The following is a 12,503-nucleotide window of genomic DNA, read 5'->3' on the forward strand; positions in this document are numbered from 1 at the left end:
GATGAGTGCATGTCTATATTGAAAAGACGCGCTAGGTGGCTACCAGTATTTCTGTCAGTAACCATGATGGTAGGACTGTTCTTGGTGTTAGGTGAAGATAAGAGCTATAGTGCTGCTACTTCAGGGTATTATCATACATCGGGCAATCGTATTGTTGATTCGAATGAAGAGCCTGCCGTATTTAATGGCTTGAACTGGTTCGGATTTGAGACAGCTAATTATTCACCACATGGATTGTGGCAAAATTCACTTGACTCGTTCTTTGATACCATTGAGGATCATGGCTACAATCTGATTCGGTTACCTTATAGTAACCAAATGTTTGATGCGGGTTCTATGCCTGTAAGTCTTAACACGGTGACTAATGCAGATCTGATTGGACTTACTCCCATTCAATTAATGGATAGAGTTGTTAAAGAAGCTGGAGACCGTGGCATAAAAATTATACTTGATCGCCATCGTCCTGATTCTGGTGGTCAATCGGACCTGTGGTATACCGCTCAGTATTCAGAAGAACGTTGGATTAGTGATTGGGTGATGCTTGCGAATCGTTACGTTAATAACCCTACGGTTATTGGTGCAGATTTGCATAACGAACCACATGGAGCGGCAAGTTGGGGAACAAATAATGTAGCGACAGATTGGCGGCTTGCTGCAGAGAGAGCAGGAAATGCTATTCTTGCAGCTAATCCGAATTGGCTTATCCTTGTAGAAGGAATTGCTAGTAATGTGCAAGGGGAGAGCGGGAATTACTGGTGGGGCGGTAATTTGAAAGGAGTAAAGAATAACCCTGTAAGATTGAATGTTGCCAACAGAGTTGTCTATTCTCCACATGACTATGGACCTGGCGTTTCACCACAAACATGGTTTGAAGATGCTAATTTCCCGAATAACATGACAGCGATTTGGGATGAGTATTGGGGTTATATTCACAAACAAAATATAGCACCATTACTTATGGGCGAATTCGGTGGTCGCAATGTGGATACGGTTAGCAAGGAAGGGAAATGGCAGAACAAACTCGTTGATTATATCAAAGCTAATGACCTTTACTGGACATATTGGAGCTTGAATCCCAATAGTGGAGATACAGGTGGTCTGCTATTAGATGACTGGAATACGTGGAATGAGCCGAAGCAAACGATGCTTAGTCGTATTATGAAGCCATTATCAGATGGTGGAACGATACCAAATCCAACAATCCCAGTAGCACCCACCGGGTTAACGGCAACGGCTGGTCATACTAGTGTTAGTCTGAGTTGGACCGCTTCGAGTGGTGCAACAAGCTATATTGTAAAGCGTGCAACGACTAGTGGGGGACCATACATTAGTGTGGAGACCGGAATTACGGCGAATACTTATGTGAACACGGGATTAAGTAATGGAACGACGTATTATTACGTTGTAAATGCAGTAAACGCTGTAGGGCAGAGTACCCCTTCGTCACAGGTTAGCGCAACACCAGCGGAAGCTCCTGTTCCTACGAGTAATCTTGCGGTTCAGTATAAATTGAATAACGCTAGTGCTACAGGCAATACAATTAATGCTTCGTTTAATATTAAGAATAACGGAACATCTGCGGTGAATCTTAGTGATCTAAAGATTCGTTATTATTTAACAAAAGAAGGTGGGGCAACACCTACCTTCTGGTGCGATTGGGCGCAAGTGGGAACGAGTTCCATTAGTGGCTCATTCAGCACAATCAACCCTGCTAAGATAGGGGCTGACACATATTTAGAGATTGGCTTTAATCCTACAGCAGGTTCAATAGCAGCGAGTGGTCAAAGTGGTGATATTCAGATTCGCATCACCAAATCCGATTGGTCCAACTTCGACCAATTGAATGATTACTCGTTCGATTCTACTAAAACAGCGTATACGAACTGGAACAAAGTGACGTTGTTACAGAATGGTTCATTATCTTGGGGAATTGAACCCTAACCAGTGTTATCACCTTGAAAATGTCCGAACAGTGGTTATCTGTTCGGACATTTTTTAATAATATAAGAATTTATAAGTATTTCTGCTTATAAATAGGATTATATTTCAACGCTAAACGTTTCATCGCCGCTAAAGGACGGCGAAGCCGTTTATGCTTGTATAGTAAGGTCATTGGACATGGATGAAGTAGGTGATATTATTCCTTATTCATGAAGGTTTGATAATAAGCTCTACGAAAATTCGTTGGTGTTATTCCTTCATACGCTTTAAATACTTTCATGAAATACTTCTCATCAGGTATACCGACTTCATGAGCGATTTGCTGTACCGTAAGGTTGCTTCGAGAAAGAAGCTCTTTCGCTTTTAATAGTTTTTGACGATGAATATACTCCTGTAGATTGATGCCGGTATGTTGCTTGAAGAAACGAGATAGATAGTCTCGATTATAGTTGAAATAGTTCGCCACATCCTGCACATTTAGCTTATCTCCACAGTGTACACGTGTCCACTCGATGATACTTGATATTTGATGCTCTTGTTTTCCTCCTGCTAGTACCCCTCGTATGTGTTGTAAAGCCTGTTCTGATACTTCAATCATCAATGATGTTAGTAAATAATGTGCGGCATAGGCATGATAATCGGGTGAGTTCGCTACGTGCATCAACTGACGAAATTGAATGTGAATTCGATCTATAATAGGTGGTGAGAAGAAGAAAGGGATATAGATGAATGGATTCTCATTTCTTGACGATGAATCTACAGAAGATTGTACTAGGCAGGTCTCTTGAATAACTTGCTCTTCATCGAGAATTTCTGTGGCCCCCTTAGCGTGGAAATGCACCCAATCAAAGGCTAGCCCAGGACGACATTCCTGATATCCTTTATGAGGACGAAAAGGTTCAAGGAGCATCGTATCACCTGGAGTGACTTCATGAGGGTTCTCCTCTTGCTGCATGTATAGCGTTTCTTTCATCCCGATAATGAACTCATAGGTATCTATTATTCGTTTAGAGTGAGTCCACGCATTAGGGGAAGTGAATTGACCTCCCCATGTGAATTGTAATGGATTTGAAATATTTATTTTAAGAAATTGCATGGATCAATGCCCCTCATATCATTATTAGGAAGGTCAGTATTATCTACCTAAAGTATTGCTGTGTCTACCGACAATGTCAATGTCTTTATGATAAGATCAAAGCATAAATGGATGAATTAATATGCAGTTTAACAACCTATATGATTCTAATACATGAAAAAGGATGTGGCTAGTTTTGAAATCTCCGTATACTTCTGTACCCTTAAAAAATGTAAGAATTGAAGACCTATTCTGGTCGCAATATGTACAGCTTGTTCGTGATGTCGTCATCCCCTATCAGTGGGATGCTCTGAATGATCGTATTGATGGTGCAGAACCAAGTTATGCCATACGTAATTTTCGGATTGCCGCGGGGAAAGAAGAAGGAGATTTCGGAGGTTTTGTGTTTCAGGATAGTGATCTAGCCAAATGGTTGGAAGCGGTAGGGTACTCGTTAACGATTCATCAGGATCCGTCTTTAGAAAGAATAGCAGACGAAGCGATTGAACTCATCGCAGATGCCCAACAGGAAGATGGATATATCAATACATATTTCACGATTAAAGCACCAGAGAAACGTTGGACTAATCTTACAGAATGTCACGAGCTGTATGTGGCGGGCCATATGATTGAAGCGGCTGTAGCTTATTATGAAGCGACGGGAAAACGTAGATTTCTAGATGTTGTTAGTCGATTCGCAGATTATATTATAAGTGTATTCGGGACAGATCCTGGTCAAATTCAGGGTTATGATGGACATCAAGAGATTGAGCTTGCGCTCGTGAAACTGTACAAAGTAACAGGACAAGAGAAGTATGTAAAGCTTAGTCAATACTTTTTGGATCAGAGGGGACAAGAACCACACTTTTTTATAGAAGAGTGGGAAGCTAGGGGCCGCCAATCATTCTGGGCAAGTCAAGATGGACCTTCATCTCAACCTAACCTGAAGTATCATCAGAGCTATGCACCTGTTCGCGAGCAAAAAGAAGCACATGGGCATGCCGTTAGAGCTGTATATATGTATACTGCAATGGCAGATATCGCAGTACAGACGGGTGACGAAGGGTTGCTTCAAGCATGCCGGAATCTGTGGGATAATATCGTTCATAAACAAATGTATATTACGGGAGGCATTGGATCTACTCACCATGGGGAAGCCTTCTCATTTGACTACGATCTTCCAAACGATACGATATACGCAGAGACCTGTGCCTCTATAGGTCTAATCTTCTTCGCTCAACGGATGCTACAGATTGAGCCTAATCGTGAGTATGCAGATGTGATAGAGAGAGCATTATACAATAATGTCATTGGGAGTATGTCAAAGGATGGGAAACATTACTTCTATGTTAATCCTTTAGAGGTCTGGCCAAAAGCATCGGAAGGGAATCCAGACAAACATCACGTCAAATCTGAGCGTCAAAAATGGTTCGGATGTTCTTGTTGCCCGCCCAACGTTGCACGATTAGTGTCATCATTAGGAGCGTATATGTATACGGTTAGTGATTCTGAGGTATACATTCATCAGTACATTGGTGGGGTAGCGAACGCTTCAGTTGGTGGACAGAACATAGAGATTCAACAAGAAACGAATTATCCGTGGGATGGTCGAATTAAGATTCAAGTGACCCCTGAGACGGAGGAACATTCATTTACATTAGGACTCCGTATTCCTGGTTGGTGTCAAAGTAGCAAGCTTTATATCAATGGAGAAGAGGAACGAATGATAGATTCGATGTGTGATGGATATGCTCTGATTAAGAGAACATGGCAAACCGGAGATGTCGTACACCTTGAATTGGCTATGGATATTCAACTTATTCAGTCCCATCCTGAGTTACGGGCTAATGCAGGCAAAGTTGCGATACAACGGGGACCATTGGTTTATTGTATTGAGGAAATAGATAATCAAGCCCCATTAGCAGCCATCACTCTTTTGACTGATCGTCCACTAACGATTCGTTTCGACCCGGATCTTCTTGGGGGAACGACAGTAATTGAAGGTGAAGCTTTACTAGATGAACAAGAACATTGGAGTAATGAATTGTATCGACCTTTCAAGTCTGAGTCTAATCCTGTGAAACTTCGTGCCGTACCCTATCATAGTTGGGGGAATCGCACTTCGGGTGAAATGTCCGTATGGATTCGTAGACAGTCATAGGTGGAAGATTCAATCCATGAGTACCTTTTATCTAGTAGGGTATAGCATGGTAATTATAGTTTATGGTCAATAGTCAGTAATACAAATACAGGTAGATCAAGATAGTTATCTTGGTCTGCCTATATTTGTGTTTGTATATGATTTGTTCTATTTATTCTCCGAGACCATGGACATTCTGCAGTTGCAGAACAGAATCAACATTCATAAACTATGGTAACCAGTTTTAATAGACATATTCAGGAGGTTGAATAATGTGGTATTCCATTACTCGGCGCTAGGAGATTCATTGACAGTTGGCTTCGGTGCATTACCGGGGAATGGATTTGTCCCTGTATATAGAGGGTTGTCGGAGCGTTATCTAGGAGCATTTATTGCTTATGACAATCTAGGTATCAATGGTTTAACTTCACAAGGTTTATACGACTATATAAGTAGAAACCCTTCTTTCAGACAATCCGTTACCGAGGCAGATATCATTTCAATATCCATTGGAGGTAATGATCTGATCCGGACAGCAAGGTCCTCGGGAGGAAATATATCAGCTCGTGAATTTAATCAAGCACTTGATAACTGTGAAGCCAACTTTGCCAAAATCATAAAAACGATTTACCAATTGAAGGGTAAATCGAATCGTCCCTATATCATCCGTGTAGTAGGACTATATAATCCTTTTCCTCAAATCGAAGCGGCATCCTATTATGTTCAGCAATATAATCGTTACTTAGAGAGTTACGTGAATGGTACATTTGCTGTTGCTAATATCTATGCTTCTTTCCGTGGTCGAGAAAGAATGTTGCTATCATTTGATCATCTCCACCCTAACGGACATGGATATAGTGTCATCGCAGAACAGTTATATCGGTTAGGGTATGGTTCTCTTGTTTAGAAAGTCTAACCTATTTTTCGGAAAATGCTTCGAACGGCCCATTTTCGTTCTTGGCGTTTTTTGTATTTAGGGAGTGAACGGTAAATTTCAATGGATTCACGGAAAGCATCGTTTGCTTCCTGTTTACGGCCCATTTCTTTATACATTACCCCTAATAGATACGAGGCTTCACAAGATGAGGAATGGATTTCTTGAAACTGTCTAACATATTGTTCTGCTTTTCTTTGATCGGTGTGCTGATATATTCCTGCTAAACGTAAGTAGGGTTGCCCATATTTCACGCGAGGATTAATAGCTAGTGCTTTAAGAATGTATTCTTCACCCTTTTGGACATGACCAAGTCGTAGATTGACCGTACCTAGATCATCCCAATATTCTGCGGAATGATCGAATTGTACCTGTATAGAATCAAGCAATTTGAGTGCTTCTTGGTATTTCTTGCGTTCGATGAGTAGTCGTGAAAGTTCATTCTTAGCTGTAACATCATTAGGATTCATTCGAATTTCTCCGCGAAGTGTAGAAATTTTCTTCATTCGTTTGTAAGGCTTCGTTAAGCTAGGAAAGACACCCACATAACGTCGATCCAATAAATAGACGACTGCTAGAATAATAATAATTGCTAGAATAGGATTGCCTATTATTCTCCACAACAACATAAACCCAATAAATTTAATCATATTAGCCTCCTAAGTTTACACAAAGTTATTCGTACATAAAGAACGTTATAGCTGTGTTAAAGCATTTCGTACACTTAAAATGTATTTTGACTGATCAAGTGGATCGACTCCCCGTCTAGGGCGAATCACATGGACATCGGATGGGCATTCCTGATATCTAGCAAAAGAAGAAGACATGATTCCTCTTCCACCGGTCATGGAGCGAAGCTTCACAGGATATTCAAGCGAAGTAGCAACAGGCAAAATGCCTTCTACCATGAATCTTCCCTGAAGAATAGATGGGGGTTCAAATTCTGCCCTCATCTGAACGAGATCACTAAGAATTTTTCCACCATACTCTTCTGGTGTAGTAATTCTAAATTTTAACATGGGTTCAAGGAGATTTGTATCTGTATTGGCTAACCCATTCATAATTCCCATTGGAGTTGCCACTACGAAATCAAGTGGATGGGTATGCCACACGTGATGTTGTCCTTCCGTTAGCGTCACTTTTAGATCTGTAACTTCCCAGCCATGAAGACCTTGTCGTAGCGCCTCGGGAACTCGATGAGCTACTTCATTCTGATAGCGTATAAGAAGATCATCAGATCGAACTTGCGAATGATACACAAGGCCACTACCACGAGGAAGAGGCTCAATGTGGAAACGAAGAACTGCCCAACAAGGTTTAGGCATCGTATAGGCAATAAATCCTTCGCCAGATTGTTTGGGAGTCTCCTTATATATGACAGATGGCTGATCAAATATTACCTCAAGATCGAAACGACTCCTTAATAAACTTGATAGAATCTCTAATTGTATAGCCCCCATGACCTTAAGGTGAAGTTCTCGTTCTTCTTGGAGCCATTGTAGATCAAGTAATGGGTCTTCATCTGTTAACTCTTGTAGTGCTTCTACTAACTCAGGGAATCGGTGGTTATCTTGGATATGTACTTGAACGGTTAGTAATGGAATTGCTATTTCAGATAAGGGAGGTATACCTACAGAACTACCCAGAATATCACCTATTTTACTTTGAGTTAGTCCATATACCGCAGCTATATCTCCAGAGAATAGCTGTCCGAGATCCGTAGATTTTTGTCCCTCTACTTTTCGGATTTGTGTTATTTTCTCATGGAAATCTCTTGTGACGTTATGAATTAAATCCCTATTTTGAAGATAACCATTATAGATTCGAACATATGTAGCTCTTCCCATAGTCTTATCTCGTTCAATTTTATAGATGATTCCAGATAAAGGAGCTTCGTTATTTCCTGATGGTGATGGTAAATAATCGATGATGGTATCCATTAGTTCAGACACACCAATGGATTTCTGGGATGATCCGAAGCAAAGAGGGAACAACTTTCCCTTCTTCGTGAGGGTCTGGAATTGCTCCTGTAGTTCTTCAATGGGGATATGGTCACCTTCGATATAACGCTCCATAAGTTGCTCATCTTGCTCTGCAATAGATGCTAGCACATGAGCTATATCGATTCCAAATTGCTGGGTATCTTGTACCGTATTCCATACGGGTAGGACACCTGAGAAATACTCGCCTTCACCTTGTGGTACCTGTAGTGGAACAACGGAGGGAGAAAGGAGTCGTGTAATTTGATTCATCACATCCTTGACGGATACCCCCAGACGATCCATTTTATTGACAAATAGAATGGTGGGTATACCAAGGGAAGTTAGCGCATGCCATATGGTTTCAGTCTGTGCTTGGATTCCTTCTGCCGCAGATATAATTAATATTGCGCCATCCATTACTCTTAATGAACGTTCCACTTCGGACAGGAAATCAACATGTCCTGGTGTATCTATTAGATTGATATTAACATCTCGCCAGATGAGAGAAGTGGAGGCAGCACGAACCGAGATTCCCCGTTGGCGTTCGATGTCTAAGTTGTCTGTTTGCGCCGTTCCAGTATCGACACTACCCAGCTTCCGAATCATGCCACTATGAAATAACATTTGTTCTGTTGTCGTTGTCTTTCCCGCATCCACATGAGCGAAAATACCGACGTTCCTCATTATTTGACTAGCCATGTATACATCCCCGTTGATTACAATTTATAGTTAATTTTATTAATTATATCACAGGGGTGGGAGTGTACGAACAGAATTTCGGTATATAATCTTCCCTTGGACCTGAACTCTTCCATTGGTATGATCAGGATTTGTTATTTTGTCCATGATTGTTTTCAATGCTAATTGTGCCATCTTCTCAATATCAACTTCTACCGTCGTAAGTTTAGGCGTGGTCAACGTCGCGTATATATCGTTATCAAACCCAACAACGGAAAAGTCCTCAGGAATGCGATAACCCAATGCATTTAATCTGTCGTATAAATTGTAAGCAACCTGATCGCAATTGCAGACAAACGCGGTTGGTGTTTCTTCAGGTATGACAATGTCGATGTACGTTCCACGTTCATCTCTATCATTAAGAATAAGGTTTGGGTCTAATACTAAACCATGTTCTAGCAGGGATTTATAGTAACCTAAGAACCGATCCTGAATGCTACTAGTGGAGTAAATGTTACCAACGTAAGCAATCCTCTTATGGTTATTTTGAATTAAATAGTTGGTGATTTCGTAGGCTCCATAGAAATTATCGCTGACGATTGAATCAATAGAAGAATGTTCATCATAAAAGTCTAAAAATATTTTGGGAAGATCCATGCTTTGGATCGTCTCAATATAAGGTTTACTGATCTGACCTAAGATAATGATGCCATCTACTTTTTTCTCATTATATATTCTAGGGTAACTAAGACTCTCTTCTTCATCACTGCTTAAGATATTCAATATCCCAAAATAGCCATATTGTTCGAGATGTAGAGAGATATGCTGATATACCCTCATGTAGAAGGAATGGGATATGCCAGTAAATCGTTCTGGGATCAATACACCTATATTATAAGATAGTCCATCTTTGATAGATTTGGCGGCAGTATTATAGCGATAACCCATTTCTTCAGCTAAATTTTTTATTTTGATTTTTAAATCATCGCTGACGCCTTCTTTATTGCTAAGTGCTTTAGACACCGTTACACTACTAACCCCAAGTTTCTTCGCTATATCTTTCATCGTAATGTTACTTTTCAACGTATTCACCTTCCTAATTTGCAATTCCTTTAGTTAGTTCAAGTTCATTTTACTAAGTTTGCTAAGTAATTCATACAACAATATTAACAAAGTTAATTAATTAACTTTACCGTTAACCTTATATTTTAACAATTAACAGCGTTATTCATTATATTATTAACCTTATAATGAATTGAAATACAAAGGAAAAATATTATTATATATACATACATATATGGCTATTTATCTACACTTTTATGAGTTTTACTATGATTTGGAAAATAGTAATTGACTAGAAAGCGTATTCAATATAGATAATTTTGTAGTTTATCGATAACTTAATTTTTATTGAGAGGGGTTAAGGTATGAGAAAAAGCAAACTGCTTGTGGGGTTAATGGCACTAGTACTTGTATTTACAACGGCTGCGGGTTGTTCGAAGAACAACAATGAGGGACAAAATGCAACAAAGAATGCAACCGGTAACAACGAAACAACGAAAGAAGATACGGACAAAAAGGTTTCTGGGGATATCACAGTTATCACACAGAGAACGGATATCGTTGATACAGTCTTCAAAGATTACGCTGCGGAGTTCAATAAGGAATATCCTGACGTGAAGGTTAATTTCCAAGCGTTGTCTGATTATGAAGGTCAGATTAAGATTCGTATGAACTCTGACGATTATGGTGACGTATTATTGTTACCTACAAGTATTCCACTAGCGGATACACCTCAATTCTTCGAGCCACTTGGAGAGTTGGAACAAATGAAGGCCCAGTACATTGGATTAGAAGAAAGATCAGTTGATGGGAAAACTTACGGAATTCCAATGACGGTGAATTTCTCGGGAATTCTTTATAACAAGAAGGTGTTTAATGACGCGGGTGTAACAACGACGCCAAGAACGCCAGATGAGTTCCAATCTGCTCTTCAAAAAATTAAAGACAAAGGTGATGCAGTTCCGTTGTATACCAACTATGCTGATAGCTGGCCTTTAACTCAATGGGAAGCTGTATTAACAACATCTGCCGGAAATGTTGATTATGTAAATGTGACACAGCCTAATACGGACGAAAACTTTGTACAAGGTCAACCACACTATGAGCTTTATAAAGTAATGTATGATGCTGCAAAGAATGGTCTAATTGAGAAGGATCCTACGACAACGAACTGGGAAGCATCTAAAGCCGATCTTGCTAATGGCAAAATCGGAGCTATGGTTCTTGGGTCATGGGCAATTGGTCAAGTGAAAGGCATTGCAAGTAATCCAGATGATATCGCATTTATGCCATTCCCTACGAATGCTAAAGAAGTGATTATGCCATTGGCTGATGACTATACTCTTGGAATAAGTGTTCATAGTAAGAATAAAGAAGCTGCAAAAGCATGGGTTGATTGGTTTATTAACAAATCTAGTTACCCTACAACAGAGGGTGGAGGTATGAGTCCTATCGTGGGTGCTGAACTTCCAACAACATTGAAACAATTCGAAGGTACCGATGTGAAATTCTTATTGCAGACTCCAGCTCAAGCAGGTCAAGAAGGCTTGGTTGATAAGATCGACAAGGATTCTGAAATTGGACTTTGGCAAGCTGACTTTAAGAAACGTATTATTGAAGCTGCCATTGGAAATAGAAGTGAATCTTATGATGATATTATGAAAGATTTGAACGATGCATGGGTGAAATCTCGCGCTAAAGCAACAAAATAGTTAGTAGATGATTGGATATCAAAAGAAGATAAGGGTGCACACCAGGGTGCGTATCCTTATCTTCCCAATATAGATAGAGGTATGACATATGGAGGTGTGAGATGTTCAGAAACCTTAGCTACAAGTCACAACGTATCATTATTATCTTGGCGTTCTCTATAATTCCTGTAGCTTTACTGTTTACATTAGCTTATCTACCTGTAATTAATATGTTCAAGTATAGCTTTACGAACTGGAATGGATACAGCAAACAGTTTGATTATGTAGGATTTGAAAACTATAAAACGATCTTTACTGATCCCAAATACTTCTCAGTATTTAAGGTCAGTTTATATTATTTCGTAGGTTCCTTTATACAATTAGGTTTAGCATTATATTTTGCTACGATATTAAGCTTTAACGTCCGTTTTAAGAACTTTTTTAAAGGGGTATTATTTTTTCCTTATCTATTAAATGGTGTTGCAATCGGGTTTATCTTCTTATTCTTCTTTAGACCAGATGGCACATTTGATACGTTACTTCAAGCTATTGGGCTTGCTGATCTAACGCAAGGATGGCTTCTCAATCCTAAAATTATTAACGTTTCATTAGCGGGTGCGTCCTTATGGAGATATATGGGTTTTAACCTTATTATTTTTCTAGGAGCCATCTCATCCATAGGTAAAGATGTCTATGAAGCCGCAGATATCGATGGGGCTAATCGATGGCATCAATTCCGCCATATTATTCTTCCGAGTATCAAGAAAATTGTTCAACTCAACATGATCCTTGCGATAAGTGGTGCAATCAGTGCATTTGATATTCCATATATCATGACGGGTGGTTCTAATGGTAGTAACACATTCGTAATACAAACCGTAGACGTGGCGTTTAAATATGGTAAATTGGGTCTGGCTTCTGCGATGGCGGTTGTCCTGCTCATTATCGTTATTATCGTTACGCTGCTTCAGAAGTTCTTGATTAAAGGGGAGGATTAAAT

At 39.8% G+C, this 12,503-nt stretch carries 9 protein-coding genes; 5 read left to right on the forward strand and 4 right to left on the reverse strand.

Annotation, left to right across the window (positions count from 1 at the left end):
* Positions 1-9 precede the first annotated feature (9 nt).
* On the forward strand, positions 10-1,941 hold the full coding sequence (locus AC1D7X_RS03305) for a cellulase family glycosylhydrolase (RefSeq protein ID WP_495456331.1): 1,932 nt from the start codon (positions 10-12) through the stop codon (positions 1,939-1,941).
* 196 nt (positions 1,942-2,137) lie between these two features.
* Here the strand turns inward: AC1D7X_RS03305 and AC1D7X_RS03310 are convergent, their stop codons facing one another.
* The gene (locus AC1D7X_RS03310) at positions 2,138-3,037 is read right to left on the reverse strand and encodes a helix-turn-helix transcriptional regulator (RefSeq protein ID WP_495456330.1); all 900 of its coding nucleotides are present in this window, start codon (positions 3,035-3,037) and stop codon (positions 2,138-2,140) included.
* Positions 3,038-3,200: 163 nt separating this feature from the next.
* Here AC1D7X_RS03310 and AC1D7X_RS03315 point away from each other — a divergent pair, with 163 nt between their 5' ends.
* A complete protein-coding gene (locus tag AC1D7X_RS03315; RefSeq protein WP_495474665.1) occupies positions 3,201-5,177 on the forward strand; it encodes a glycoside hydrolase family 127 protein in 1,977 nt (658 codons plus the stop codon).
* Between the two features lie 253 nt (positions 5,178-5,430).
* On the forward strand, positions 5,431-6,063 hold the full coding sequence (locus AC1D7X_RS03320) for an SGNH/GDSL hydrolase family protein (RefSeq protein WP_495456328.1): 633 nt from the start codon (positions 5,431-5,433) through the stop codon (positions 6,061-6,063).
* A gap of 5 nt (positions 6,064-6,068) precedes the next feature.
* Here the strand turns inward: AC1D7X_RS03320 and AC1D7X_RS03325 are convergent, their stop codons facing one another.
* Genes AC1D7X_RS03325 through AC1D7X_RS03335 form a run of 3 tightly spaced genes read right to left on the reverse strand, consistent with a single transcriptional unit; the run spans position 6,069 to position 9,833 of the window.
* Positions 6,069-6,740: a tetratricopeptide repeat protein gene (locus AC1D7X_RS03325; RefSeq protein ID WP_495456327.1), complete on the reverse strand. Its 672-nt coding sequence runs from the start codon at positions 6,738-6,740 to the stop codon at positions 6,069-6,071.
* 45 nt (positions 6,741-6,785) lie between these two features.
* Entirely contained in the window at positions 6,786-8,771 is a 1,986-nt protein-coding gene (locus AC1D7X_RS03330) for a GTP-binding protein (RefSeq protein WP_495456326.1), read from the reverse strand.
* A 48-nt stretch (positions 8,772-8,819) separates the two neighbouring features.
* Positions 8,820-9,833 carry a substrate-binding domain-containing protein gene (locus AC1D7X_RS03335; protein WP_495456325.1) on the reverse strand — a complete coding sequence of 338 codons (1,014 nt, stop codon included), beginning with the start codon at positions 9,831-9,833 and terminating at the stop codon, positions 8,820-8,822.
* 344 nt (positions 9,834-10,177) lie between these two features.
* Here AC1D7X_RS03335 and AC1D7X_RS03340 point away from each other — a divergent pair, with 344 nt between their 5' ends.
* Complete coding sequence (locus AC1D7X_RS03340) at positions 10,178-11,524, forward strand: ABC transporter substrate-binding protein (protein ID WP_495456324.1); 1,347 nt, start codon at positions 10,178-10,180, stop codon at positions 11,522-11,524.
* A 101-nt stretch (positions 11,525-11,625) separates the two neighbouring features.
* Positions 11,626-12,501, forward strand: a complete 876-nt coding sequence (locus AC1D7X_RS03345; protein WP_495456323.1) for a carbohydrate ABC transporter permease — start codon at positions 11,626-11,628, stop codon at positions 12,499-12,501.
* The last annotated feature ends 2 nt before the right edge of the window (positions 12,502-12,503 follow it).

This window comes from Paenibacillus sp. Y568 (assembly GCF_059445545.1).